At 73.5% G+C, this 24,626-nt stretch carries 24 protein-coding genes; 15 read left to right on the top strand and 9 right to left on the bottom strand.

Annotation, left to right across the window (positions count from 1 at the left end):
* Nucleotides 1-6: 6 nt before the first annotated feature.
* Both N912_RS0108620 and N912_RS0108615 read left to right on the top strand, forming a co-directional pair.
* Nucleotides 7-1,047 (top strand): LacI family DNA-binding transcriptional regulator, encoded by a 1,041-nt coding sequence (locus N912_RS0108620; protein WP_028922130.1) that lies wholly within the window; start codon nt 7-9, stop codon nt 1,045-1,047.
* A gap of 10 nt (nt 1,048-1,057) precedes the next feature.
* On the top strand, nt 1,058-1,678 hold the full coding sequence (locus N912_RS0108615) for a TetR/AcrR family transcriptional regulator (RefSeq protein ID WP_037063844.1): 621 nt from the start codon (nt 1,058-1,060) through the stop codon (nt 1,676-1,678).
* Here the strand turns inward: N912_RS0108615 and N912_RS0108610 are convergent.
* Both N912_RS0108610 and N912_RS63340 read right to left on the bottom strand, forming a co-directional pair.
* Complete coding sequence (locus N912_RS0108610) at nt 1,662-3,155, bottom strand: DUF2235 domain-containing protein (RefSeq protein WP_028922128.1); 1,494 nt, start codon at nt 3,153-3,155, stop codon at nt 1,662-1,664. The genes N912_RS0108615 and N912_RS0108610 overlap by 17 nt on opposite strands.
* Before the next feature lie 67 nt (nt 3,156-3,222).
* Nucleotides 3,223-4,314, bottom strand: a complete 1,092-nt coding sequence (locus tag N912_RS63340; protein ID WP_156993277.1) for a hypothetical protein — start codon at nt 4,312-4,314, stop codon at nt 3,223-3,225.
* 276 nt (nt 4,315-4,590) lie between these two features.
* Between N912_RS63340 and N912_RS50375 the strand changes: the two genes are divergently transcribed.
* From N912_RS50375 to N912_RS60080, 4 genes are read left to right on the top strand one after another with little or no spacing between them, the layout of a single operon-like run.
* The gene (locus N912_RS50375; RefSeq protein ID WP_245645206.1) at nt 4,591-5,337 is read left to right on the top strand and encodes a bestrophin-like domain; all 747 of its coding nucleotides are present in this window, start codon (nt 4,591-4,593) and stop codon (nt 5,335-5,337) included.
* A 24-nt stretch (nt 5,338-5,361) separates the two neighbouring features.
* On the top strand, nt 5,362-6,267 hold the full coding sequence (locus N912_RS0108590; RefSeq protein ID WP_028922126.1) for an aminoglycoside phosphotransferase family protein: 906 nt from the start codon (nt 5,362-5,364) through the stop codon (nt 6,265-6,267).
* A gap of 55 nt (nt 6,268-6,322) precedes the next feature.
* Nucleotides 6,323-7,129: a BtpA/SgcQ family protein gene (locus N912_RS0108585; RefSeq protein WP_028922125.1), complete on the top strand. Its 807-nt coding sequence runs from the start codon at nt 6,323-6,325 to the stop codon at nt 7,127-7,129.
* A gap of 2 nt (nt 7,130-7,131) precedes the next feature.
* Nucleotides 7,132-8,190 (top strand): SIS domain-containing protein, encoded by a 1,059-nt coding sequence (locus N912_RS60080; RefSeq protein WP_028922124.1) that lies wholly within the window; start codon nt 7,132-7,134, stop codon nt 8,188-8,190.
* Here N912_RS60080 and N912_RS50370 read toward each other — a convergent pair.
* Complete coding sequence (locus tag N912_RS50370) at nt 8,166-8,783, bottom strand: DUF899 family protein (protein ID WP_084210681.1); 618 nt, start codon at nt 8,781-8,783, stop codon at nt 8,166-8,168. The genes N912_RS60080 and N912_RS50370 overlap by 25 nt on opposite strands.
* A 119-nt stretch (nt 8,784-8,902) precedes the next feature.
* Here N912_RS50370 and N912_RS0108570 point away from each other — a divergent pair, with 119 nt between their 5' ends.
* The 3 genes from N912_RS0108570 to N912_RS0108560 are packed head-to-tail and all read left to right on the top strand — an operon-like array spanning nt 8,903 to nt 10,417.
* Nucleotides 8,903-9,244, top strand: a complete 342-nt coding sequence (locus N912_RS0108570) for an ArsR/SmtB family transcription factor (RefSeq protein WP_028922123.1) — start codon at nt 8,903-8,905, stop codon at nt 9,242-9,244.
* Nucleotides 9,245-9,248: 4 nt separating this feature from the next.
* Nucleotides 9,249-9,755 carry an SRPBCC family protein gene (locus tag N912_RS0108565; protein WP_028922122.1) on the top strand — a complete coding sequence of 169 codons (507 nt, stop codon included), beginning with the start codon at nt 9,249-9,251 and terminating at the stop codon, nt 9,753-9,755.
* Nucleotides 9,755-10,417: a dihydrofolate reductase family protein gene (locus N912_RS0108560; RefSeq protein WP_028922121.1), complete on the top strand. Its 663-nt coding sequence runs from the start codon at nt 9,755-9,757 to the stop codon at nt 10,415-10,417. Before N912_RS0108565 ends, N912_RS0108560 begins: the two co-directional genes overlap by 1 nt.
* A gap of 3 nt (nt 10,418-10,420) precedes the next feature.
* Here the strand turns inward: N912_RS0108560 and N912_RS0108555 are convergent, their stop codons facing one another.
* Nucleotides 10,421-11,383 (bottom strand): threonine ammonia-lyase, encoded by a 963-nt coding sequence (locus N912_RS0108555; protein ID WP_028922120.1) that lies wholly within the window; start codon nt 11,381-11,383, stop codon nt 10,421-10,423.
* Between the two features lie 116 nt (nt 11,384-11,499).
* Here N912_RS0108555 and N912_RS0108550 point away from each other — a divergent pair, with 116 nt between their 5' ends.
* From N912_RS0108550 to N912_RS0108535, 4 genes are all read left to right on the top strand, one after another.
* Complete coding sequence (locus N912_RS0108550) at nt 11,500-12,732, top strand: flavin-dependent oxidoreductase (protein WP_028922119.1); 1,233 nt, start codon at nt 11,500-11,502, stop codon at nt 12,730-12,732.
* A gap of 124 nt (nt 12,733-12,856) precedes the next feature.
* Entirely contained in the window at nt 12,857-13,681 is an 825-nt protein-coding gene (locus N912_RS0108545) for an SAM-dependent methyltransferase (RefSeq protein ID WP_037063840.1), read from the top strand.
* A 315-nt stretch (nt 13,682-13,996) separates the two neighbouring features.
* Entirely contained in the window at nt 13,997-14,863 is an 867-nt protein-coding gene (locus N912_RS0108540; protein WP_156993275.1) for a hypothetical protein, read from the top strand.
* Nucleotides 14,860-16,704 carry a phosphoenolpyruvate carboxykinase (GTP) gene (locus tag N912_RS0108535; RefSeq protein WP_028922116.1) on the top strand — a complete coding sequence of 615 codons (1,845 nt, stop codon included), beginning with the start codon at nt 14,860-14,862 and terminating at the stop codon, nt 16,702-16,704. The genes N912_RS0108540 and N912_RS0108535 overlap by 4 nt, the downstream gene beginning before the upstream one ends.
* A 4-nt stretch (nt 16,705-16,708) precedes the next feature.
* Here N912_RS0108535 and N912_RS0108530 read toward each other — a convergent pair whose 3' ends face one another.
* From N912_RS0108530 to N912_RS0108515, 4 genes are read right to left on the bottom strand one after another with little or no spacing between them, the layout of a single operon-like run.
* Nucleotides 16,709-17,107: an OsmC family protein gene (locus N912_RS0108530; protein ID WP_169747836.1), complete on the bottom strand. Its 399-nt coding sequence runs from the start codon at nt 17,105-17,107 to the stop codon at nt 16,709-16,711.
* Nucleotides 17,108-17,109: 2 nt separating this feature from the next.
* Nucleotides 17,110-18,180, bottom strand: a complete 1,071-nt coding sequence (locus N912_RS0108525) for an S-methyl thiohydantoin desulfurase family protein (protein WP_028922114.1) — start codon at nt 18,178-18,180, stop codon at nt 17,110-17,112.
* Entirely contained in the window at nt 18,174-19,730 is a 1,557-nt protein-coding gene (locus tag N912_RS0108520) for a hydantoinase/oxoprolinase N-terminal domain-containing protein (RefSeq protein WP_028922113.1), read from the bottom strand. Before N912_RS0108520 ends, N912_RS0108525 begins: the two co-directional genes overlap by 7 nt.
* Before the next feature lies 1 nt (nt 19,731).
* Nucleotides 19,732-21,036, bottom strand: coding sequence for a purine-cytosine permease family protein (locus tag N912_RS0108515; RefSeq protein WP_028922112.1), 1,305 nt, complete (start codon nt 21,034-21,036; stop codon nt 19,732-19,734).
* A gap of 216 nt (nt 21,037-21,252) precedes the next feature.
* Here N912_RS0108515 and N912_RS0108510 point away from each other — a divergent pair, with 216 nt between their 5' ends.
* Both N912_RS0108510 and N912_RS60075 read left to right on the top strand, forming a co-directional pair.
* Entirely contained in the window at nt 21,253-22,263 is a 1,011-nt protein-coding gene (locus N912_RS0108510; protein ID WP_028922111.1) for a DUF917 domain-containing protein, read from the top strand.
* On the top strand, nt 22,260-23,822 hold the full coding sequence (locus tag N912_RS60075) for a helix-turn-helix domain-containing protein (protein ID WP_051579843.1): 1,563 nt from the start codon (nt 22,260-22,262) through the stop codon (nt 23,820-23,822). Before N912_RS0108510 ends, N912_RS60075 begins: the two co-directional genes overlap by 4 nt.
* 7 nt (nt 23,823-23,829) lie before the next feature.
* On the opposite strand, the gene N912_RS0108500 is transcribed toward N912_RS60075, so the two are convergent.
* Complete coding sequence (locus N912_RS0108500; RefSeq protein WP_037063030.1) at nt 23,830-24,597, bottom strand: SDR family NAD(P)-dependent oxidoreductase; 768 nt, start codon at nt 24,595-24,597, stop codon at nt 23,830-23,832.
* Nucleotides 24,598-24,626 lie beyond the last annotated feature (29 nt).

Below are 24,626 nucleotides of genomic sequence, written 5' to 3'. Positions count from 1 at the left end.
CGGCCGGTGGCCGGCAAGCGGGTGACGCTCGCCGATGTCGCGCGCCGCGCGGGCACCTCGACGGCGGTGGTCAGCTACGTCCTCAACGACGGCCCGCGCCCGGTGTCGGCGGCGTTGCGCGCCAAGGTGCTCACGGCGCTCGACGAGCTCGACTACCGGCCGGACCGCATCGCGCGCGCCCTGCGACGGCGACGGCGCTGGGGGCTCATCGGGCTGCTGGTGCCGGACGTGACCATGCCGCTGTTCGGGACGCTCGCCGGGCGGATCGAGCTGGAAGCCCGGGGCCGGGGCCAGCTGGTGATGGTGGGCAACACCGGCTACGACCCGGCCGTGGAGGCCGAGTTCGTCGAGTCCTTCGCCGATGCCGGCATGGACGGCCTGATCGTGGTGGGCGGCGCCGACGGCCCCACGACCGCGCGGGTGTGCGGGCGGGCGCGCGTTCCGCTCGTGTGGGTCCACAACAACAGGAACCTGACGGACTCGCGCATCGTCCGCGCCGATCACGCCCACGCCGGTGCGCTGGCCGCGCGGCACCTCGTGCTGGCTCATCGATGTCGGGCCGTCGCGTTCGTCGGCGGTTTCACCGAGGAGGAGGTGGAGTTCGGCGACCGCGAGACCGTTGCCGAGCGGTACCGCGGTTACGAGTCAGTGGTCGGGGCACGGGCCGCCCGGCCCGTGCCGACCGACCTCACCCTCGCCGGCGCCTACCGCGCGGTGTGCGGTTACCTCGCGGACAACCAGCCACCGGACGGCCTGATCGCCGGCACCTACGGGCAGGCCGCAGCGGTGCTGCGGGCCGTGACCGACGCCGGCCTGCGCGTGCCCCGGGACATCGCGCTGGTCACGTTCGACGGCGACGCTCGCAACGCCTACGCCCGCCCCGTACTGACCACCGTGCGCCAGGACATCGACACCATCGCGCGCCAGGCGCTCGACCTGCTGCTCAGGCCCGGCGACACGGCGGCGGCGCTCGACGACGTCGAGGTCCACCTCCACACCGGCGAGAGCTGCGGCTGCCGCGAACCCGGCCTTGGCGGATCAAGGTAAGGTGCCGGCCATGGCCACCGCACGAGCACGACGGCCACCGGACGAGGCTCGCCGGCTGATCCTCGACGCCGCCGCCTCGCTGCTCGCCGAGGGTGGGGTCGCGGCGGTACAGGTGCGTGCGGTGGCCGCGCGGGTCGGCATGACCGACGCCGGCGTCACCCATCACTTCGGCAACCGCGAGAAGCTCCTTGCCGAGCTGCTCCGGCACGGTGGCCGCCAGCTTCGGGCCGTGCTCGGCGAGGTCCTCGACGCGTGGTTGGACCACGGCACCGACCTGGTGGAGCTGGTCGAGTCGCTCCAGGGCGTGTACCGGCGCGGCTACGGCGAGCTGGCCGTGGCCCTGCACGCGGCCGGGTGGCGCGATCCGGGCGCCGGCATGCTGGACCCGGTCGTCGACGCCCTCCATCGGCTTCGGCCGCCCGGAAGCTCGGTCGACGACACGCGCCTCGCGGTCGCGGCCCTGCACCAGGCGATGGCGACGGAGGCCCTGTACGGGAGCGCGTTCCGGCGCAGCGCCGGCCTCGGTGGCGACGCGGCGGACGACCCGGCCCCGCAGGTGCGCTGGTGGGAGCGTCAGCTGCACCTTGCGCTCGGCGTCGAACCGGCCGACCGGGTCAGCCCAGCCGGGTGACGGTGAGGTGGACCGCGCCTCGGTTGTGTGAGTAGAGGCCCCAGGCGCTGTTGGCGTACGCGTAGAGGTAACCGGCGCGCTCGACGGTGTGTTCGGCGCGATCGCCGATCACGAACGACCGGTGGGGCTGGAGCGCGCCGTTGGAGTCGAACCGCTGGTCCGCGACCGTGCCGAGCAGCGCCATCCACGGTGCCCGCTCCGAGCGTGGCGCCGCGAGGAAGGTGGCCGTCTCGTTGTGGCTCCAGCCGCGCAGGCGCTCCTGCCACCAGCCGGCGAGCGAGCTGGCCAGCCGCAACAGGCCGGACGGGCCGAGGTCGACCCCGGACGTGCCGGCCGGCCCCAGTGCCGTGCCGGCGCCGAGCCACTCGCCGCTGGCCACGAACTCGTAGCGCCCCGGTTCGAGGTACAGCCCCGCGTCGTTCCACATCCGGGCGGCGTAGACGTCGAGACCGGCGTGATCACCGACGGCGAGGGTGCGGCCCGGCCGGTACGGACCGACCGCCAGCAGGGGCCGGGCCTGCCTGTCGAGGGCCGAGTCGGCGACCGCGTCGCCCGTCGTGACCAGGGGTATGGGCCGTGGCGCCGGTCCGAGGTAGCGGAACAGCCCGGTGCAGCTGTCGTGCAGCACGTCGAGGGGGTCGGGCTCGACCTGGTCCTTCATGCCGGGGCGGAACCGCAGCTTGGCGTACGCCTCCGCCTCGTCGATCATCCACCTCAGCGCGCAGTCGGACAGCCCGGTCTGCCGATGCCCGCCCCCGACGTCGCAGTGGTCACCCGGGAACCAGACCTGCCTGACGGTCCCCGGGCGGGACTCGCCGATGCCCGTCCACAGGGTGGGGGTGAACGGGCCTCGGGCCTCGTCGAGTGCGACGGCGTGCCGCGCGTGCTCGACCTGTGGGCTGAGCGTGGTGTTGTGGAAGCGGTGGCGGCCGTCGATGTCGAGCAGGTTCAGCAGGCCGAGCTGGTCCGGGATGCCCAGCGCGCCCACGGTGTCCCACACGCCGAGGAACCTGATCGGGGGCGGGGGGTACGGCGGTGACTGGGCGGGTTGGCCGCGCGCGGGGCGGTAGACCTTGTCGTAGAGGCGGTCGATCTCGTGCCACCGCTCGGACGGGGCCATGTCCTCGGGGAAGCTGGCCAACCCGCAGGCGGACAGCATGCCGGACAGGCTCCGCACCGTGTAGGCGCCCCGGCTGAACCCGAACAGGCAGATCGCGTCGCCGTCCCGGTAGTGCGTCGCCAGCCACGAGTAGGCGCTCTTGATCGTGGCCGAGACGCCGACGCCCAGGCCGCCGCCGGCGAGGCGATCCACCAGCGTCGGGCCGGTGCCCACGCCGGGGTGGTAGTAGCCGAGCTGGTCGTCGTCCCGCTCCAGGGCGTGGTAGAGCCGCACCACGTTCGTCGGGGTCGGGACGCCGTCGAGCGTCTGCCCGGGGGTGTTCCACGTCCCGTCGCAACAGACCACCAGGTGACGCATCGGCTCGCTCCCCATCGTCGGTGCCCTGTACAGAGCGTCGTCGGCAACGGCGAGATACATGCGTGAGTCATCGAATGCGCAGCGCCGCGGTGATCGCGCCCACGCTGACCGTCATGACCATGACGCCGAGTACCGCGATGACGGCCGCCGTTCGTGCGGGCGTGGCGAGGGGTCCGTGTGCGGTCGTGTGCCTGACCGGGTGTGGTGGGGTGGCGGCTCGGGGCTGGCGAGCGGCCGGTGGCGCTGCCGCCGCCGGAGGTGCGGCCGGCGGGGCAACGGCGGCTGGAGGCGGCGCGGCGGCCGGGGGCGCGGCGGCCGGGGGCGCGGCGGCCGCTGGAGGCGCGGCGGCGGGTGGTGCGGCCGCTGGCGGGGCGGCTGGGGGTGCGGCGGCGGGTGGGGGTACGGCGGCCGCCGGAGGTGGCGGCGCGGCAGCCGGCGGTGGTGGCGGTGCGGCGGGTGGCGCGGGCGGAGGGACGGCGGCGGGGGCAGGGGCGGGCGCGGCCGGTGGCTGGGGCGGCGGCGCGGGGACGACCGGTTCGGAAGGAGGTGGCTCAGGCGTGGCCGGTGGGGGAACCGTCGGTTCCGGTATGGCTTGCGGCGGGATCGTCGGTGGTGGCGGTGCCGGCTCGGGCGTGACCGGCGGCGGGGCCTGGGGTACGGGGGTCTCGATCGTGGGCGGCGCGGGTGCGGACACGGTCGGAACGGGCTGGGGCACCGGGCTGGGCTGTGGCACCGGGCTGGGCACCGGGCTGGGCACCGGGGCGGGCGGCAGCAGGATCTGGAGCCCGACCGTGGCCCTGGCGTAGATCACGCCGCCGAGCGGGGTGGCGCCGACGACCGAGGCGGACAACTGGGGCCGGCCGGCCTGAGCGACCCCGATACAGGCCACCGTGGTGGTCTGGCGCGGCGGCAGCACCAGAATGCGGACCTGGCATCCGGGCGCGATGTCGAGCTGGGCCACGAGCAGCTGCAGGCCGATCTTTCCGGTGTTCGTCACGTTGGCGAGCTGGGTGACGAGCTGTCCGGGCTGCGCCGATTCCGGGTCGAGCCAGGTGCGGATGGCCACCTTCGCCTCCGGCTGCACGGCCTCGGCGGCCGTGGCCGGTAGGCAGCATAGGCCGAGCACGACGGCGACCAGGACGAAGCCGACAGCCCGCATGACACGCCTTTCCGTGCTCGGCCCCACAAAAAGAGTGTGAGGACAAAGTTGAATAGGACTCTCCGCTCCCTGGCGGAATTCCTAGCCCGGCGACGAAGCCATGTACAGTTCGATGGCACCGGGTTCACCCAATCCGGCGGAACCGGCCGCGAGCATCTGGCCGATAGGCGTAGTCCGGCATTAGTTTCTCGGCGGGCATTCGGCCGAATTCGGGCGCCGACCCGCATTCTTCGAGAGGCGAACAGGTCTTTTGCGGTGGTCATAGAAATCGTTGCGGTGGTCGTCCTGCCGACCATGCTGGTGGTGGCCGCGACGGCCGGCCTGGGCAGCCGGCGGGCGGTGCGCGGCGGCGGGTCCGACGCCGACTCGGTGGGCTTCGCCGGGGGCGTCCTGGCCGCCCTGTTCACGGTGGTGCTGGCGTTCCAGGTGGTGTTCGCCTGGCAGGTCGGCTCGGACATCGAGGCGAGCTCGGCCACCGAGGCCAACGCGCTGGCCGACGCCTACGACCACGCCGAGGTCGCGCCGGAGCCGATGCGCGCCTCGATGCGCGGCCTGCTGCGGGAGTACGCCGACGTCGTCGCGAACCGGGAGTGGATGACGCTGGCGGAGCGCGGCGCGGCGGACCCCCGGCTGACCCGCATCCTGGCCGAGACCCGCGCGGCGTTCGCCTCGCTGCAGCCCACCGACCCGGTGCCCCAGTTCGCCCGCGAGCAGGGCCTGCAGGCGGTGCGGACCATCGACGACAGCCACCGCTCGCGGGTCGAGTCGGCCACCGGCTCCCACGTGTTCAACAACGTGCTGCTGGCCGGGACCGTCCTCGGCGCCGTGCTCCTGGTCGCGTTCCCGCTGCTGGCCGGGATCAGCGCGCGGCCGGTGAACGTGGCGGTGATGGCGCTGCTGACGGCCAGCCTCGGCGCCGTGGTGCTGATCGCGCTGCAGCTGTCCCGCCCGCTGGACGGCCCGTTCGGCGTCGAGCCCGACCCGTTCCGCGCCGCGCTCAGCCACATGCAGGCGCCCACCTGACCCGGCCGGCTACGGTCTCCTCACGTGACCCACACCGAGATCGAGATCACCGCGGAGCTGGTCCGTGAGCTGCTCCGCGACCAGCATCCCGACCTGGCCGATCGTCCGGTGCGGCTCGGCGCGCGCGGCTGGGACAACCAGCTGTGGCGGCTCGGCGACGACCTCGCCGTCCGGCTGCCCTGGGCGACACGGGCCGCCGATGACCTGCTGCGCAAGGAGCACGCCTGGCTGCCCGCCCTCGCACCTCGGCTGCCCCTGAGGGTTCCCGTCCCTCGGCGCCTCGGGGAGCCGTCCGAGCGGTACCCCCGGCCGTGGATCGTCACCACCTGGGTGCCGGGCGCGCCCGCCGACCGTGCCCCCGCCACCCGTCCCGACGCCGCCGCCGACGGCCTGGCCGCCTTCCTGACCGCGCTGCACCGACCGGCTCCCGAGGGGGCGCCCGTCGGCCGTGGCCGAGGCGGCCCGCTGGCCGGCCTCACCGAGGGGTTCGCCGAGCAGCTCGCCTCGGCGACCGAGCGCGGCCTGGTCCCCGACCCGGACGCCGTCCGCGCGGTCTGGGAGGACGCCGCCGCCGCGCCCGAGTGGGCGGGGCCGCCGACGTGGCTGCACGGCGACCTGCACCCGGCCAACGTCCTCACCTCGGACGGCGCGTTCTGCGGCGTGATCGACTTCGGTGACCTCTGCGCGGGCGATCCGGCCAGCGACCTGGCCGCCGCGTGGTCGCTGCTGCCGGACGGGGCGCTGGACCGCTTCCACCGCGGCTACCGGCCGGCCGCGGACGCCGCGACCCTGCGCCGCGCCCGGGGCTGGGCGGTGGGGCGGGCGCTGGGCGGCATCCTCGTCGGGGACGCCGGCGTCCACGGCCGCCCCGGCGGCAAGCCCACCTGGGGCCCACCCGCCCAGGCCGCCCTGCGACGCCTCACCGCTTGAAAATGACGGTCCCGCGCGCGATCGTCCTTGGTGCGCCAGACATTGCGGGGGGCCGATGCGCACATTCGACACGCTGGGCGCGCGCAAGGTAGTGCTGGGGATGGTTCACCTGCGGCCGCTGCCGGGCACGCCGCTGTACGAGGAGGGCAGCTTCGAGCGGACGCTCGATCTGGCCGTGCACTCGGCGCGGGCGTTGGACGAGGGCGGGGCGGACGGCTGCCTGGTGCAGACGGTGGATCGCCTGTACGGCGTCGGGGAGGAGTCCGACCCGGCGCGGACGACGGCGATGGGGTTGATCGTGTCCGCCGTGGCGGCGGCCACCCGCGCGGAGTTCCAGGTCGGGGTGCAGGTGATGCGCAATGCGCTCAAGGCGTCGCTCGCGGTGGCCACCGTGTCGGGCGGCAGCTACATCCGCGCCGGCGCACTGGTGGGCGCCACATTGACGACGCACGGCCTGGTGCGGGCCGATCCGCTTGCCGTGATGGAGTACCGGGCGAAGATCCGTGCGCAGCGGATCAAGATCATTGCCGACATCGACTCGATGCATTTCAAGTGGTTCGGCGAAGCCAGGCCCACCGCCCAGGTCGCGCGGTCCGCACGGCAGGTGGGGGCGGACGCGGTGGCGATCGGCCACCCCGACGAGCACACCACCATGGAGACGATCGCCTCGGTCCGCGCGGCGGTGCCCGAGCTGCCGATCATCCTGGCGGGCTACACGAACCACGACAACGCCGCCCGGTTGCTGGCCGAGGCGGACGGGGCGTTCGTGGGCACCTGCCTGGAGGTCGGCGGTTGGGGCGGCCGGATCGACCCCGACCGGGTCAGGGCGTACATGGACATCGTTCGCGCCCTGGAGCGCTGACGATGGAACCGGAGGTGATGATCAGGCAGGTCGAGGGGCTCGCCGGGGACCTGCGGACGCTGACCGGCCGGTTCGAGCGGCGGGTCGATGACCTGATGGCGCCGGCGCGGTGGGCCGAGGTGCGGCGGGTGTACCTGACGGGGGACGGCGACTCCTACCACGCCGCCCGCGCCACCGAGATGGCCTTCGAGTCGATCGGGGGCGCGGACTGTGCGCCGATGAGCGCGCTACGGTTCGTGCGCTACGGCGCCGAGTGGATGCGTCCGACCGGCGCGCGGGACACGCTCGTGATCGCGATCTCCGCCTCGGGAAGGACCGAGCAGGCCGTGGCGGCCCTGCGCGCCGCCCGCCGGCACGGCGCGCCGACGGTGGCCGTGACCGGCACCCCCGGCAGCGCCGTGACCCGGGTCGCCGACCACACGCTGCTGGTCGACCTGCCCGACCCGGAGCCGTCCCCGGGGATCCGTACCTACCAGGCGAGCGTGCTGGGGCTGCTGCTGATCGCCATCCAGCTCGGCGAGGCACACCGCGCGGACGCGCTGCGCGGTGAGCTGGTCGCGCTCGCCGACCCCGTGCGCACCACCGTCCAGGCGATCGGACAACGGTGCCGCCAGGTCGCGGACGTGATCGCCGACGCCCCCGTGATGGTCATGACCGGCAGCGGCCCCAGCTTCGGCACCGCGCTGTTCGCCGCCGCCAAGGTGATCGAGGCGTCAGGGGTCTTCGCCGCCGGCCAGGACCTGGAGGAGTGGTGCCACGTCGAACGGTTCGCCCACCCCAGCGACATGCCCCTGTTCGTCATCGCCCCACCGGGCCGGTCGCTGGACAGGGCCGCCGGCCTCGCCGCGCAGGCGCACGAGCTCGGGCGTCGCGTCATCGCCGTCACCCATCACGAGGACACCGCGCTCACCGGCCACACCGACGCCGTGCTGCCCGTGCACGGGCGGACCCGCGAGGAGTTCACACCGCTGCTCTACCACCCCTTCGCCAGCCACGTGGCCGCCCACCTGGCCCGGCGACTGGGACGGCTGCCGTTTCAGGCCGACCTCCCGCGCCGATGAGCCCGGCCCAGCAGCGCGTAGTTGAAGTCGACCACCTCTACGCCTCGGCCGGTCGTCCAGTAGGTCTCGAAGACGCGGTCGCCGTCGCGGAGGTAACAGACCAGGTGCATCATGCCTGTCTGGCGCCCGACGAGGAGCGTGTCGAGGGATTCGCGCGCCGAGTACCAGGGCATCGTCCAGCCCATGAACTCGCGGTAGCGGGCGCTTTCGTCGTACGGGCACTGGCAGAACACCGCATAGGTGATGTCGCGCGAGTGTAGGTAGGACAGCTCGGTGACCTGGGTGTTGTTCCAGGTGCAGCCCTCGCACTGCTCGGGAGCCGGTCGGCCCGGGTACCACATGAAGTAGTAGGCGATGAGCTGCTGGCGCCCTTCGAAGGCGTCCAGCAGGGTGACCCGCCCGTGCGGGCCGGCCAGCGTGAGGGTCGGGTCCACCTCCACCATGGGAAGCCGTCGACGGGCCGACGCGATCGCGTCACTCTCGCGGGTGTGGGCCTTCTCCCGAGCCCGCAGCCGGTCCAGCTCGGCCTCGAAGCTCACCCGGTCGACCACCGGCGGCTGGGCGGGGGTGTCCGGGTCGATGTCGTTTCGCATGATCAGCTCCGTGTCGTCGGGTCGGTCTGCCCACCGACGATCGGGAGCGCCTCGGATTCGACATCCCGGCGGGAAGAGTTCGGCTTGACGCATGCCGATATGGGAATATGATGGACGCCATGGCACGAGCAGCGACGACGTCGGACGCGTTCAACGCGATCGCCGAGCCTCGGCGGCGGGACATCCTGGCGCTGCTGCGGGCGGGTGAGCGGCCGGTGACCGACCTGGCCCAGGAGCTGGGGATGAGCCAGCCGAGGGCGTCCAAGCACCTGCGGGTGCTCCGGGAGGTGGGGCTGGTGCGGGTCCGAGGGGCGGGCAAGCAGCGCCTCTACGGCCTGGACGCCCGGGGGCTGCGGCCGGTCCACGAGTGGGTCGGCGGGTTCGAGCGGTACTGGAACGAGACGTTCGACCGGCTGGACACCTACGTGCAAGAACTCAAACAGACACGGCGGGAGGACTGACCGAATGGCAGGGGCAGGGCAGGAAACGCGGGCGGAGTCGGCGACGGCCGACCGGGAGATCGTGATCTCCCGGGTCATCGACGCCCCGAGGGAGCTGGTGTTCGAGGCGTTCACGGAGGTCCGGCACCTGTCGCGGTGGTGGGGCCCGGAGGGGTTCAGCACCACAACGCGATCCTTCGAGTTCGTCGAGGGCGGGGTGTGGGAGTTCGTGATGCACGGGCCGGACGGGACCGACTACCCCGAGTGGATCTCCTGGACCGAGATCGCGCCGCCGGAGCGGATCGCGCTGCTGCACGGCGAGTCCCGCGACGACGCGAACGCCTTCGAGTCGGTCCTGACCTTCGAGCCGGACGGCGCGGCGACCCGGCTCGCGATGCACACGGTGTTCCGCACCAAGGAACAGCGCGACGAGGCGGTCGAGAAGTACCACGCGATCGAGGGCGGTCGGCAGACCCTGAGCAACCTGGCCGCCTACGTCACCGAGATCGTCCGGAAGGGAGCGGAGGGCTGATGGCCGGCAAGGTGTTCTTCAGCGTGTCGATGTCGCTGGACGGCTTCGTCGCGCCCGAGTCCCACGCCGTCGCCGTTCGTGCCATGCGCAGCGCGGACGACCCGGACGTGGAGCGCTGGATGGCGCAGTGGATGGAGCTGCAGCAGTGGGTCTTCCCGACGCGGTTCTTCCGGGAGAACCTGAAGCTGGGCGAGGGCGGCGAGGAGGGCCTCGACAACGACATCGCGCGGGAGACGTTCGAGCGCACCGGCGCGAGCGTCATGGGCAAGCGCATGTTCGACCTCGGCGAGCTGGCCTGGCCGGAGGAGGCGCCCTTCCACACCCCGGTCTTCGTCGTGACGCACACCGAGCGTGACCCGTGGGAGCGGCCCGGCGGCACCACGTTCCACTTCGTCAACGACGGCATCGAGCACGCCGTCAAACGTGCCCGCGAGGCCGCCGGCGACCGCGACGTCCGCATCGCCGGCGGCGGCGCGACGATCCTGGAGCACCTGAACGCCGGCCTCGTCGACGAGTTCTCGATCACGCTGTCCCCGGTGTTCTTCGGCGCCGGCACCCGCCTGTTCGAGGGCGTGGACGCGTCCAGGATCGCGCTGGAGCCGGTTCGTTCGGAGCCGTCGCCGAGGGTGACGCACCTGACCTACGCCGTGCACCCGCGGTAGCCGTCACGCGCCGACCCAGCGGTGGTAGGCGGCCACGTCGACGTTGCTGCCGCACACGACGGTGGCCACGTGCCGGCCGGCGAAGCGGTCGCGGTCCTCCAGGACGGCCGCGATGCCGAGCGCGGCCGACGGTTCGACGACGAGGCCGGCGTGGTCCAGGAGCATCCGCATGCCGGCGATGATCGACGCCTCCCGGACCAGGACGGCGTCGTCGGCGACCAGGAGGAGGTCGTCCAGCACGGCCGGGATCGGGTGGCGGCCGGCGACGCCGTCGGCGATGGTGTCGGTCGAGTCGGTGGTCACGACGCGCCGTTCGCGCCAGGACCGCGTCATCGCCGGTGCGCCCAGCGGCTGGACGCAGATCACCTCGACGGACGGGGCGAGGGCCTTCATGACATGGCCCACGCCGGTGGCCAGCGCCCCGCCGCCGAGGGCGATCAGCACGGCGTCGAACGACGGCACGGTGTCGACCAGCTCCAGGCCGATGGTGGCCGCGCCCTCGCAGGTCTCGACGTCGAGGCTGTCCTCGACCAGCCGGATGCCGTCGTGCCCGGCGATGGCCGCCGCCCGCTCGCGGGCATCCTCGATGTCGCCGTCCACCAGCTCCAGCGTGGCGCCCAGCGCGCGGATGCGACCAAGCTTGGCCGCCGGCGCGAGGCGGGACGCCACCACCGTGACGTCGATGCCCCGGCCGCGCCCCGACCACGCGAGGGCCTGGCCGAGGTTGCCCGCGCTGGCGCAGACCGCGGCGCGCGAGCCGTTCCCGGCGAGCAGGCCGGCGACCACCTCGGTGCCCCGGGCCTTGAAGCTGCGGACCGGGTTCGCCGTTTCGAGCTTGACGCTCACCGCGCAGCCGAGCCCGGGCTCCAGCGCCTCGCAGCGATACAGCGGGGTGTCCAGAAAAATCGGGTCAATTATTCGGCGAGCCGCCCGAATCCGGGCGGTGTCCAGGCGCGTTTCGGGCACGAGGCAGCAGCGTAGCCATGGCCGGTCATCCCGGGGGAGTAGTCCGCGAGTCGTCCGGCAGCGGTTGTGGTGCCCCCGGTGACTCTTTACCGTTCCCCCAGATTGGGGAGGTCGGCATGAGGGTCATCATCGTGGGGGCGGGCATCGGCGGGCTGGTGACCGCGTTGCATCTGCACGAGGCCGGGATCGAATGCGAGGTCTACGAGCGAAGCGAGACGATCCGGGAGCTGGGCGTCGGCATCAACCTGCTGCCGCACGCGGTCGGTCCGCTTGCCGAGCTGGGGCTGCTCGAACCGCTCCGCGAGATCGCGGTCGAGACGCGCGAGCTTCGCTACGCCCACCGGCTCGGGCACACCATCCTGAGCAAGCCGTGCGGGCTCGCGGCCGGCTACCAGGTGCCGCAGTTCTCCATCCACCGAGGGCGGTTGCAGGGCCTGCTGTACCGGGCGGTCGTCGAGCGCCTCGGCGCGGACGGGGTGCGGACCGGGCACCGGCTCACCGGGTTCTCCCAGCGCGCCGAGGGGGTCGGCGCGATGTTCGCGGACCGGTCCGGCCGCCCGCTCGGTGAGCGGGAGGGCGACATCCTGGTCGCGGCCGACGGCATCCACTCCACGGTGCGCGCGGCCCTGCTGCCCGACGAGGGCGCGCCCCGGTGGAACGGCGTGCTGATGTGGCGCGGCGCGACCGAGTGGCCGGCGTACCTGGACGGACGAACCATGATCGTCGCCGGTGGGAACGAGGCGAAGCTCGTGCTCTACCCGGTCGGGGCGGGGGCGAGCGCCGACACCCGCCTGACGAACTGGGCGCTGTGCGTCAAGGCCGGCAGCCCCGGCGACCCGCCGCCCCGCCGGGAGGACTGGTCCCGCCCGGGCGACCGGGGCGAGGTCGGCCCGCACATCCCGCGCTTCCGCATCCCCGAGGTCGACGTGGCCGCCCTGATCGCCGCCACCCCGGAGATCTTCGAGTACCCGATGTGCGACCGCGACCCGGCTCCACTGTGGACCCAGGGGCGGGTCACGCTGCTCGGCGACGCCGCGCACCCGATGTACCCGATGGGCTCCAACGGCGCGGGCCAGGCCATCCAGGACGCGGTCAGCCTCGTCCGCTGCCTGCGCGAGCGGGCGGACCCGGTGGCCGCGCTGCGTGCCTACGAGGACGAACGGCGCCCGGTCACCGGCGACATCGTGCTGCGCAACCGCGTCGGCGGCCCGGAACGCGTGATCGACGAGGTGGAGCGGCGTGCCCCGGACGGCTTCGCCCACCTCGACGACGTGATCGATCCCGCCGAGCTGGACCGGATCGTCGCCAGCTACGCCGCCGCGACCGGCATGCCGAGATCCACGGGGTGACCGCCGCCGGCCGAGGGTGAGCGGTTGGTCGCCGGGAGTGCTCGACGGGCGTCCGGCTTCGTGGAAGTCTGAGCGTCGGCCGCGACGACGCGGCGGTTCCATGGACCCATTCAGGGAGTTCCCCGTGGTCGATGAGATCCCCCAGGACCTCAGCCCCGAGCTGGCCGCAAAGATCCGGTTCGACGTGCCGAACTCGGCGCGGACCTGGAACTACCTCATGGGCGGCAAGGACCACTATCCGGCCGACCGGGCGGCCGGTGAGGCGTTCGTCGAGCGCTATCCCGAGATGGTGGTGATGGCGAAGCAGGCCAGGCAGTTCCTGATCCGGATGGTGCGCTTCCTGGCCCGCGACGCCGGGATCCGCCAGTTCCTCGACATCGGCACCGGCCTGCCCACGATGCAGAACACCCACGAGGTGGCCCAGTCGGTCGCGCCCGAGTCGAAGGTCGTCTACGTGGACAACGACCCGGTGGTGCTCGCCCACGCCCGCGCGCTGCTCACCAACACCACCCCGGAGGGCGTCACCGCCTACATCGACGCCGACGTCCACGACCCGGACCTGATCGTGTCCGACGCCCGCAACCTGTTGAACTTCAACCAGCCGGTCGCCGTGATGTTCATGGGGCTGCTCGGGCACGTGGTGGACGACGAGGAGATGCATTCCATCGTCGCCCGGGTGATGGACGCCGTGCCCTCGGGCAGCTACCTGGTCAACTACGAGGGCACCAACACCAGCAGGGCGTACGTCGAGACGCTGGAAGGCTGGGCGAAGGCCGGCGCCGCGCCGTACGTGGCGCGCAGCCCGGAACAGATCGGCCGACTGTTCGACGGGATGGAGATGGTCGATCCCGGGGTGGTGCCCGTGTCGCGGTGGCGGCCCGAAGCCCACGAGGTCGGCGCGGTCCCGCCGTTCGTGGACGCCTTCGGCGCGGTTGCCAGGAAGCCCTAGCGGCCGGCGCCCGTGAGCTTCCCGTCCGGGGCGTCCTTTCGGGGCGGCCGGGCGGGTGACGCTCGTCGTCTGGGCGTATCCGGAGACAACCTGTGGCCGGTCGGACGTGAGGTGTCCTATCTCGCACGATCCAGAACTTGCGAAGATTGTTAACTGCGAAGATGATGGATCCATCGCCCTGGTAAGGACTCGCCGGCCGTGGTGTCCGCCGAGCCCGGGTGGAGGAGAGCCGCGGGACATGAGCGAACTCAGCACGATCCTGCCTGTCCGGGTCGGCACGAGGGCCGCGTCGGTGCTGGTCACGGGGTGCCGATCGTGACCTCGCGGACCGGCCGGGTGGTGGCGGTGGTCGGCGACGGTGGCGCCTCCTACCGGACCGAGCGCCCGGACGCACTGGAGGCGGCCCTGCGCCGCCACGCCGCGCTCATCCACGAGCTGGCCGGCCTGCCCACCCGCGCGATACTGCTGGACTCCACCCGCCGCGCCGACGCCGTCGCGCACGCGCTGGCCCGGCTCCGCCACCGGGACTCCGGCATCGCCGCGATCGTGCTCACCCACACCGCGCCCGACCCGGCCACCGAGGCGCCGGCCGCCCCGCCGGTGCTCACCGATCGGGACGCCACCGCGATCGTGCTGACCGCCTCGGTGCTGACCACCCTGACCCGCGCCGGCCGGCCGCCCGCCCAGAGCCGGGTGGTGATCGCCGGCGCGAATACGATGCCGGCGCTGTGCCCGCTGCTGGTAGCCCACGGGATCGGCGACATCACCACCTGGAATACCGACGACGCCGCCGCGTTCCCGCTGCTGAGCGTCGCGGCCGGGGCCGATGTCGTGATCAACCTCCTGGCCGGTCACGGCGGCCGAGCTCCCGCTCTCGCGGCCCTGTGCGCGGCGCACACCGGGCCCGTGGTGATCACCCCGGACCCGGCCCGCGACCCGCTGCTCGTCCTGCCCGGCCTGCTCCGCGCGCTCACCACCATGCCACCGGCGCCGATCGGGGCCGACCACCAGGACGCATGGCATGCCTGCGTATGGGCGCTGGTGATGGGTACCCCACCCGAACAGCAACGCCCGCCCGGGCCGAGCCGCGAGTTGACCGACCACATCGCCGACGCCGCGACCCGCGCACTACATCCCGGCGCCGCACAACCAGCCCGCACACCGCGAGGAGACACCGAATGACCGACACGACGACCCGAACGACGCCGAGCGAGGCGCCGACCAGTCACCGGGGTGTGGTGGAGTGGGTGGCCGAGGTCGCGGCGCTGACCACCCCGGACCGGGTGGTGTGGTGTGACGGTTCGGACGACGAGTGGCGACGGCTGACCACCGAGTTGGTGCGGGCGGGCACGTTGGTGCGGCTGTCGGGCAAGCCGAACTCGTTCTGGGCGGCCTCGGACCCGAGCGACGTGGCGCGGGTGGAGGACCGCACGTTCATCTGCTCGCGCGACGAGGCCGACGCCGGGCCGACGAACAACTGGATGGACCCGGTGGACATGAAGGTGCTCATGACCGAGCACTACCGGGGCTCGATGGCCGGGCGGACGATGTACGTCATCCCGTTCTGCATGGGGCCGCTGAGCGCGCCGGCGCCCAAGCTCGGGATCGAGATCACCGACTCGCCGTACGTGGTGTGCTCGATGCGGATCATGACCAGGATGGGGACCGCCGCGCTGGACCGGTTCACCACCGAGGACGGAGCCGAGCGGGAGTTCGTCAGGGCGCTGCACTCGGTCGGTGCGCCGCTGCGACCGGGGCAGGCCGACGTGGCGTGGCCGTGCAACCCGACCAAGTACATCACCCACTTCCCGGAGGAGCGCACGATCTGGAGCTACGGTTCCGGCTACGGCGGGAACTCGCTGCTGGGCAAGAAGTGCTACTCGCTGCGCATCGCCTCGGTGATGGCCCGCGACGAGGGCTGGCTGGCCGAGCACATGCTGATCCTCAAGCTCACCTCGCCGGCCGGGCGGGTGCACTACATCGCCGCGGCGTTCCCGTCCGCGTGCGGCAAGACCAACCTGGCGATGCTGCAGCCGACGCTGCCGGGCTGGAAGGCCGAGACGCTGGGCGACGACATCGCCTGGATGCGGTTCGGCCCGGACGGGCGGCTGTACGCGGTGAACCCGGAGTTCGGCTTCTTCGGTGTCGCCCCCGGCACCGGCTATGGCACCAACCCGGTCGCCATGGCCACCGTCGAGCAGGGCAACTCGATGTTCACCAACGTGGCGCTCACCGACGACGGGGACGTCTGGTGGGAGGGCATGACCGAGCACCCGCCCTCGCACCTGACCGACTGGACGGGCCGCGACTGGACGCCCGATGCGGACCGGCCGGCGGCGCACCCCAACTCGCGGTTCTGCACCCCCATCGAGCAGTGCCCGATCGTGGCCCCGGAATGGGACGACCCGGCCGGGGTGCCGATCTCGGCGATCCTGTTCGGCGGCCGCCGCGCCAGCACGGTTCCGCTGGTCACCGAGTCACGCGACTGGCGGCACGGGGTGTTCCTCGGCGCCACCCTGTCCTCGGAGACCACCGCGGCGGCCACCGGCAAGGTCGGCGTGGTCCGCCGCGACCCGATGGCCATGCTGCCGTTCATCGGCTACCACGCCGGCGACTACCTCGCGCACTGGCTCGACCTCGGCAAGAACGCCGACGCCAGCAAGCTGCCCAGGATCTACCACGTGAACTGGTTCCGCCGGGGCGGCGACCGCCGGTTCCTGTGGCCGGGGTTCCGGGAGAACTCCCGGGTGCTCAAGTGGATCATCGAGCGACTCGAAGGCACGGCCGCCGCGACAGAAGCTCCGATCGGATACGTGCCCACCGCCGACGACCTCGACCTGACCGGCCTGGACACCGACCTGGCCGACATCACCGAAGCGCTCGCCGTCGACCCCGCCGAATGGCGCGAGGAGCTCGGGCTCATCGAACAGTGGTTCGCCACCATCGGCGACAGGCTGCCGGCGCCGCTCACCGACGAGCTCGACGGCCTGCGCCACCGCCTCGACCAGCCTTCAGGGGCATAGCGCGTCACGGTGTGCGCGTGGTCGCGGACACCGAGAACGTCGGGTGCGCGGCGATGGTGTTGTGCACCTTGCACCGGTCACCGGCGCGGACGAGCGCGTCCACGTGGGCCTGGCTGAGCCCCTCGGGCAGCTCGTAGGTCACGTTGATCTCGCTCATCCGCACCGGCCGGGTGGCGCTCTCGGCGGAGACGGTCACGCCGGCGCCGGTGACGTCGATGTTGTTGTGCTGGGCGTAGTCGACCAGGGTGGCCAGCATGCAGGCGCCCACGCCGGCCAGGAACAGCTCGGTGGCCAGCCAGGAGCCGTCCGCCGGGTTCCACTCGGTGCCCAGCGTGGCGCGGCCGTTGCTGACCTCGAAGCTCAGCGCGCCGGTGTGCCGGGCCCGAACCGTGTAGTCGGACATGGTCATCCCTTTCCGTGCGGGGCTATCGGGACGTACTCGTGGTCGTATCCGAAGTAGCCGGGGCCGACCAACGCCAGCCCTTCCGGGGTGCGCCAGCGGTGGTGGCAGGGCAGGCCGAGCACCACGACGCGGAAGCCGTACCGCATGGCCTCGGTGGTCACCGGCTCCCCGGTGTCGGCGTCCAGCACCGCGACCAGGTCGGGCACCGAGGCCAGCACGTGGCCGTCGCTCTCGGCCACCAGGTGCTCGTTCTGGAACTTGAGCAGCATCTCCGAGCTGTCGAACCCAACCAGCCGGGCTGTTCCCTTGGCGAAGCCGCCCTCGGTGCGCCGGGCCACGTCGACGACCTTGCCGGTGAACAGCACCCGCCCGCCCATCTCCTCGGCGATCGCGGCCGCCGCGTCCCGGTGCTCGGCCCGGCATTCGGTGACCAGCCGGCCGAGGCGGCCGGCGAGCGTGAGCGTCTCGGGTACGAGGCCGGTCCTGGCCTGGACGCCGCTCATCGGGTACAGCGCGATGCAGGCCGAGCAGCCCATGTCCACGGTGGCCGAGCGGGCCAGGCGTTCGGACCACGGGTTGTCGACGGTCTCCAGCACCACCCGGTTGCCCTTCTCGTCGGCCATCGCCATCGGGCTGGCCGGGATGCCGTCCAGGGTGGGCAGCACCATCTGCAGCTCGGGGAAGGCCCGGCCCATCCCGTCCGCGTCGATCAGCGGCAGGCCGGCGGTGGCGGCGGTGATCAGCGGGGTCATCGAGTTGAGGCCGCCGGCCTCCAGGCAGGCGATGTGGGTGACCGGGCGGCCCAGCGCGGACTCGATGCCGGCCAGCGCGTGGCCGAACTCGTGGCCGGCCGGCGGCTTCTCCACGATCACCGTCGGCGCGCCCATGATGCCGACGGGCACCACCAGCGCGTCGTCCGGCACGTCCGCGAGCCCGACCAGGGTGACCGGGCCGTGGCGCTCGATCGCGTTCTCGGCCAGCAGCCGGCCGAGGTAGGGGTCCCCGCCGCCGCCCGCGCCCAGGATCGCGGCGCCGCGCGCGATGTCGGCGACGTCGTCGGCGTCGATCAGCACGAACGTCCTCCCAGGATCAGGTCGCCGACGGCCTTGACCCGGACCCGGACCGCGTTGCCCGGCAGGTAGGCCATCGGCAGCTCGTCGACCTCGACGATGCGGATGGTGTGCTCGGCGGCGCCGGCCAGCAGCGCGCGCTGGATCGCCTCGTCCTTGGCCCGCTCCAGGATCTTGTCGCGGCCGTCGGCGCCGGCGGAGAACACCTTGTCCACCTCGCCGCCGACCTGCGCGATGGCGGCCCCGATCGCGTTGGCGACGGCGAACCGCTCCGGTTTGACGACCTTGTCGAAGCCGGGCAGTTCGTCCGGCAGCAGGACGCTGCCGCCGCCGACCAGCACCATCGGCACCGGCTCTGCCGAGGTGCGCATGGTGTCCGCGAGCGTGGCCACCCGGCGGGCGACCAGCTCCAGGCACCGGCGGACGTCGGCGGCGGGCAGGCCGGACACGCGCCGCCGGTCGCCGAGGTCGGCAAGGCGGCCGGCCACCGCGACGTCGGTGGCGGTCAGGGTGTCGCCGCCGAACACCATGGCCTCGGTGTGCAGCGCGTAGCCGACGCTGTCCGGCCCGACTTTCGGTTCGGCTCCCAGGTCCACCCGGCTGCCGCCGCCGATGCCCACCGACACCACGTCCGGCATCCGGAAGTTGGTCCGCACCCCGCCGATGTCCACCTCGGTGCCGGCCGGCCTCGGGAACCCGCCGACCACCGCGCCCACGTCGGTGGTGGTGCCGCCGACGTCGACGACTATGCAGTCGGACAGCCCGGACAGCAGCGCGGCGCCGCGCATCGAGTTCGTCGGGCCGGCGGCGAACGTGGCCACCGGGTAGCGGCGCACGTGGTCGACGTCCATCAGGGTGCCGTCGTTCTGCGACAGGAACAGCGGCGCGCCGATCCCGGCATCCAGCAGCGCCCGGGTGAACGCGCCGGTGACCCGGGTGGCGACCGGCAGCAGCGCGGCGTTGATGATCGTCGCGTTCTCCCGTTCCAGCAGCCCGACCCGGCCGATCTCGTGCGACAGCGACACCCGCAGCCCGGGCAGCTCGTCGGTGAGAATCTCCGCCGCGCGCAGCTCCAGCTCCTGGTTGACCGGCGAGAAGATGGACGTGATCGCGGCCGAGCCCACGCCGTTGGCGGCCAGGTCGGCGGCCACCCGGCGCAGCTCGTCCTCGTCCAGCGGCGCGATCTGCCGGCCGTCGAACTCGTGCCCGCCCCGGCACAGGTACACGTGGTTGCCGGTGGCCGCCCGCAGCCGCTCGGGCCATGCGGTCAGCGGCGGGACACCGGCCGAGGCGGGCAGCCCGAGCCGGATCGCGGCGGTCGGCGCCAACCCGGCGGCCTGGACGACCGCGTTGGTGAACTGGGTGGTGCCGATGGCCACCGCCTCGATGTCCGCCGGCCGGTGGCGGTGCTCCTCGGACAGGGCGGACAGCGCGGCCACGATCCCGGCCGTGACGTCCCCGGTGGTGGGACGCTTCACCGAGGCCAGCACGCTGCCGCCGTCCATCAGGACGGCGTCGGTGTTGGTGCCGCCCACGTCGATGCCGATGTGCACGTCAGCTCCCCCCAACCCGCACCACACCCAGCTTGCCCAGCACGGCATACACCGCGAAGCCCACGACCAGCGAGTTCAGCGCCGGGATGCCGGCCTGCACGGTGTAGCCGACGACCGCGGCGGCGGCCCAGGCGAGCAGGCCGGCGGGCACGAAGTCCGGGGCCTGCGCGGGCAGCCGGGCGGCGCGCGCGGACTCGGCGAGGTCGCCGCGCCAGGCCCGCACCACGAAGTACTCCGCGATCATGATCCCGGCCACCGGGGGCATCAGGATGCCGATGAAGGTCAGCATCGGCACGAAGTAGCCCAGGATGCCGACCGCCGAGAGCACCGACCCGAGCACGCCGACCGCGAGCGTGACCACCGCCCGGTTGAGCTTGCGGCCGAACAGCACGTCGATGACGTTCACCAGCCCGAGCGAGGAGGAGTACAGGTTCCAGTCGTTGATCTTCAGGATGGACGCGACCAGCACCAGCGTGCCGACCAGCCCGCTCGCCGTCGTGATGATCATGACGACGTCCGAGGTCCGGGCCGCGTGCGCGAGCAGCACGCCGATCAGGCCGACCACGTACTCGCCGAGCGTCACCCCGACCACCGTCTGCTTGACCACGTCGGCCGCCGAGCGGTTGAACCGGGTCATGTCCGGGGTCATCACCGCGCCGACGATGAACCCGCCGGCCACCAGCGTGGCGCCGGCGGGCAGCGAGATCGGGGTGCCCGGCGGGGGCGAGGAGACCAGCTCGGCCAGCGGGTGGCGGGACAGCTCGGTGGTCACCGACCAGCCGGCGAGCAGCAGGAACGCCGGCACCGTGAGGTACGCCGTCCAGGCCATCGAGCCGAACCCGAACACCACGATGACGGTCACCGCGATGCCGCCGAGCAGCGCCAGCAGCCACACCGGCGGTCCGGCGACGATCGCGGCCAGGCCCGCGGCGAACACCGCGTTCTGCACGCCGAACCAGCCGATCAGCGACACCGCGATGATCAGCCCGACCAGCGCGGACCCCTTGCGCCCGAACCCGCACCAGCGGGCCAGCACCGAGGTGGACAGGCCCTCGCGCATGCCGGCGATGCCGACGAAGATCGTGACGATCTCCAGAAGGACCGAGCCGATGGTGATCGCCAGCACCGCGTCCCAGAACGACATGCCGAACCCGAGGGTGGCCCCGAGCAGGAACTGCGCCAGCGCGGAGAGCTGGCCGAACCGCTGGGTCGCCACCGAGAACCAGGAGTACCGGGCGCGGTCGGGCACCCGCTCCAGGGCATAGTCGTCGTGGCCGGGCAGCTGCTCGCCGACGTGTGTTCTCACGGGAGCCTCCGGAGGGGGAGAGGGCGGCGTCGCCCGCCGTTGGACGAAAGCTAGGTGGCCTGGTCGTCGGCGGCAATGGGCGGGTGGCACCGCAAGAAGGCCTGGAATGTGCCAACCGCACGGGCTTATCGTCTGCGTATGTCGCGTCACTCGCCGGCGAGGCTCGATAGGCGCTCTGCTTCAAGCCGGCTTCCACTCGGTGCGGGTCGCGCGGGCGTGTTCCTGACGTCCGATGAGGTCGGTCCGTTGGCGCGCGGCTGCGCCCTGCTGGGCTCGGGCGGCGGGGGGCCGACGGCGATCGCGGAGCCGCTGCTGGCCGGGGTTTTGGACGAGCGCGGACCGGTGCCCGTGGTGGACGTCGGCTCGCTTCCGCCGGACGCCTGGGTGGCGTGTGTGGGGGCGGTGGGCTCGACCAGCGTGATGCGCGAGCGCCCGCCCGCCGGCCCGGAGTTCGTCCGCGCGGTGCGGGCGGTGGAGCGCCGGCTCGGGCGCCGGCTCGACGCGGTGCAGACGCTGGAGATCGGCGGGGTCAACGGGCTGCTGGGCGCGACCGCCGCCGCCTGGCTCGGGCTGCCGCTGGTCGACGCCGACGCGATGGGCCGCGCCTATCCCCGCATCGACCAGAACGCGCTGGTCGGTCACGTCCCGGCCGCGCCGGTGGGGCTGAGCGACCCGAGCGGCCCGGTGCTGGCCCTGGACGCCGCGCCCGACCACGCCGTGGAGCGGATCATCCGGGGGGTGCTGCCGGCGATGGGCGCCTGGGCGGCGGTGTGCCTGCACGCGGGCCCGGCCCGGAGCTACGCCGCGCAGACCCTGGCCGGCTCGCTCACCCGCGCGCTGGCGCTCGGGCGCGGGGACGGACCGCCGACGGCCGCGACCGCGCTGTTCGAGGGCACCGTCATCGAGGTGCTGCGCAGGCGCGACCCGGAGGGGATCGGCGGGGTGGTCTCGCTGCGCCACGCCGACGACCCGGGCCGGTCGATGCGGCTGGACTTCGCCAACGAGTACGTGGCCGCGTTCGACGACGGCGCGCCGGTGGCGCTGGCCCCGGACATCCTGGCGCTGGTCGACGCGCGGACCTGGGCGCCGGTCGGGGTCGAGCAGGTCATGGCGCAGCAGCGGGTGCGGCTGCTGTGCATCCCGGCGCCGGCCGCGCTGCGCGAGGACCGGCCAGGGCGGCCCTCGCTCGGGCTGGCCGGGTACGGCCTGGCCCCGCTCGCGCCGTGAACGCCGACGGCGTCCGGCTGCGCGACCTGCTGGGGCTCGACGCGCTGCACGGCGCTTGCCTGGTCGGGGACGCCGACGGGCTGGATCGGCTGGTGACCGAGGTCGAGCTGGTGGAGCCGGACACGGTGCTCAGCGCGCGCATCCGGCCCGGCGCGGCCGTGCTGTTCGCCGCCGACACGGAGGCCGCCCGGCCCGGCGGGCACCTGCTGGACCTGGTACTGCGGCGCGCGCGGGAGGCCGCGGCGGCCGGCGTGCTGGTGCACGGGCCCGCCGGCGAGATCCCCGCCGCGACCCGGCGCCTGGCCAACCGCACGAACCTGCCGCTGGTCCTGGTCCCGCCGGCCGCGACGCCGTTGGAGCTGGCGGTGGAGTTGCGGGTGGCGGTGGCCGCGCCGACGGTCGAGCACGGCCGCGTCGTGCACCGGCTCGGGCGCGCGCTGCACCGGCCGCTGGAGGACCTGCTCCACACGCTGTCCGACTGCCTGCGCGCGGCGGTGTGCGTGTGCACCGCGCACGGCGTGGTCGTCGCCGGGCGCGAGCCGGCGACCGACGTCGCGGAGCTGGTGTCCGCGCGCGGCCTGACGTCGTTCACCTCGGGCGCGCTGAGCGTCGCGGTGCTGCCCATCGTCGGGCCGGCCGGCGCGACCACGCTCTGGCTGGTGGCCGAGCGCGAGCGGGTCGGCGCGCTGTGGCGGCGGACCGCCGAGTACGCGCTGGCCGCCGTGCACGGCAGCCTGCTCGCCTGGCTGGCCCGCGAGCAGCTGGCCGCCGAGCGCGACGCCCGGCTGCGCGGCACGCTGCTCAGCGAGATCCTCGAGCACGGCGGCGCCGTCGCCCCGGCCGTCGCCGAGCAGGCCGCCAAGGCCGGGTGGCGGCTCACCGGCTGGCACCTCGGCATCCACCTGCGCTTCTCCGGCGAGCACACCGCGTCGGCCGCCCACTCGGCCGAGGCGCTGGCCGGCGAGCTGCGCGCCACCGGGCTGCACCTCGGCCCGCTGGTGGAGCGCGCCGACGGCTGGTCCACCTGGATCACCAGCGCCCAGCAGCCGCCCGCCGACCACGCCCACCGCGTCGCCGTCAGCCTGCGCGACGCGCTGCGCACCCTGCACGGGCGCGGCCGTCGGGGTGTGGCCGCCGGCGTCGGCGCCCCGCAACCCGACGTGCCCGGCATCGCCAGCACGCTGGCCGAGGCGCGGCAGGCCGCGGTCATCGCCGAGTCCTCCGGCGACCCGCTCGCCGTCCGGGTGGTGCAGGATCTGGGCGCGTCGCGGCTGCTGCTCGGCTGGTACTCCGCGCCCGCGTTCCGCGACTACGCCGCCCAGCTGCTGCGCCCACTGCTCGACGCCGACGATCCGGAGCTGTTCGCCACGCTGGAGGCCTACCTGGACGCGGCCTGCTCCACCATGCGGACCGCCCGCGCGCTCGGCATCCACCGCAACACCGTCGGCCAGCGCATCACCAGGGCCGAACGGATCCTCGGCACCTCCCTGACCCAGCCGGACACCCGGCTGGCCCTGCAGCTCGCGCTGCGCGCCGTTCGCACCGGCCAGGCTCCCTGACCGGGCCTCAGAACGTCCTCAGCATGCCGCCGTCGATCACGACGTCCGAGCCGCTCATGTTGGGGACCTGGCCGGACGCGAGGAACACCACGAGCGCCGCGACCTCGTCCGGGTCGGCGAACTCGCCGGTGGGCAGCCCGAGCACCGCCGGAAGCTGGTCGGTGTAGTCCTCCAGCGCGACGCCCGCCCGCTGGGCCAGCGCGTCGCCGGCCCCACCCGGGCGCGTCCACACATCCGTGCGCACCGGGCCGGGAGAGATCGTGTTCACCCGCAGCCCCCGGCCGGCGAACTCCTCGGCGAGCGCCTTGCCGAGGTTCGACAGCGCCGCCTTGGTCGCGGAGTAGGCGACCAGCCGGGAGTGCGCCAGCCGGGCGTTGACCGAGCTGATGTTGATCACCGCGCCCCGGCGGTCCAGCAGGCTCGGCAGCGCCGCCCGGGTCGCGCGGACGGCGGACATGAACGTCAGGTCGAAGGTGTGGCGCCAGGCGTCGTCCTCGAGCTGGAGGAACCCGCCGGCGGGCGTCGAGGTACCCGCGACGTTGTTGACGAGCAGGTCGATCCCGCCGTGCCGGTCGAGCGCGCTGTGCACGAGGCGGGCGGGTCCGTCGGGGGTGCCGAGGTCGACCTCCAGCGCGTCCGGTGTCGCCTCCCGCAGCGCGTCGGTGACCGTGCGGCTGCCGCCGACGACGGCGAACCCGTCGGCGACCAGCGCCCGCACGGTCGCCAGCCCGATCCCTCGTCCCGCGCCGGTTACCACGGCGACCCGCGTCGTCATCGGTCGTTTCTCCAGGCCTGCCAGTGAGT

It is taken from the genome of Actinospineispora acaciae DSM 45401 (assembly GCF_000620785.1).
Classification (GTDB): Bacteria; Actinomycetota; Actinomycetes; order Mycobacteriales; family Pseudonocardiaceae; genus Pseudonocardia; species Pseudonocardia acaciae.
The sequence above is the reverse complement of the archived record's forward strand: the minus strand, read 5'-3'. Positions and strand labels throughout refer to the sequence as shown.

Bases quoted from the DNA above. Each gene is read 5' to 3' on its own strand.
- N912_RS0108615 (WP_037063844.1), top strand. From the start codon at position 1,058: ATGGCCACCGCACGAGCACGACGGCCACCGGACGAGGCTCGCCGGCTG.
- N912_RS0108610 (WP_028922128.1), bottom strand. From the start codon at position 3,155: ATGCGTCACCTGGTGGTCTGTTGCGACGGGACGTGGAACACCCCCGGG.
- N912_RS63340 (WP_156993277.1), bottom strand. From the start codon at position 4,314: ATGCGGGCTGTCGGCTTCGTCCTGGTCGCCGTCGTGCTCGGCCTATGC.
- N912_RS0108585 (WP_028922125.1), top strand. From the start codon at position 6,323: ATGCGCACATTCGACACGCTGGGCGCGCGCAAGGTAGTGCTGGGGATG.
- N912_RS60080 (WP_028922124.1), top strand. From the start codon at position 7,132: ATGGAACCGGAGGTGATGATCAGGCAGGTCGAGGGGCTCGCCGGGGAC.
- N912_RS50370 (WP_084210681.1), bottom strand. From the start codon at position 8,783: ATGCGAAACGACATCGACCCGGACACCCCCGCCCAGCCGCCGGTGGTC.
- N912_RS0108570 (WP_028922123.1), top strand. From the start codon at position 8,903: ATGGCACGAGCAGCGACGACGTCGGACGCGTTCAACGCGATCGCCGAG.
- N912_RS0108565 (WP_028922122.1), top strand. From the start codon at position 9,249: ATGGCAGGGGCAGGGCAGGAAACGCGGGCGGAGTCGGCGACGGCCGAC.
- N912_RS0108560 (WP_028922121.1), top strand. From the start codon at position 9,755: ATGGCCGGCAAGGTGTTCTTCAGCGTGTCGATGTCGCTGGACGGCTTC.
- N912_RS0108550 (WP_028922119.1), top strand. From the start codon at position 11,500: ATGAGGGTCATCATCGTGGGGGCGGGCATCGGCGGGCTGGTGACCGCG.
- N912_RS0108535 (WP_028922116.1), top strand. From the start codon at position 14,860: ATGACCGACACGACGACCCGAACGACGCCGAGCGAGGCGCCGACCAGT.
- N912_RS0108530 (WP_169747836.1), bottom strand. From the start codon at position 17,107: ATGTCCGACTACACGGTTCGGGCCCGGCACACCGGCGCGCTGAGCTTC.
- N912_RS0108500 (WP_037063030.1), bottom strand. From the start codon at position 24,597: ATGACGACGCGGGTCGCCGTGGTAACCGGCGCGGGACGAGGGATCGGG.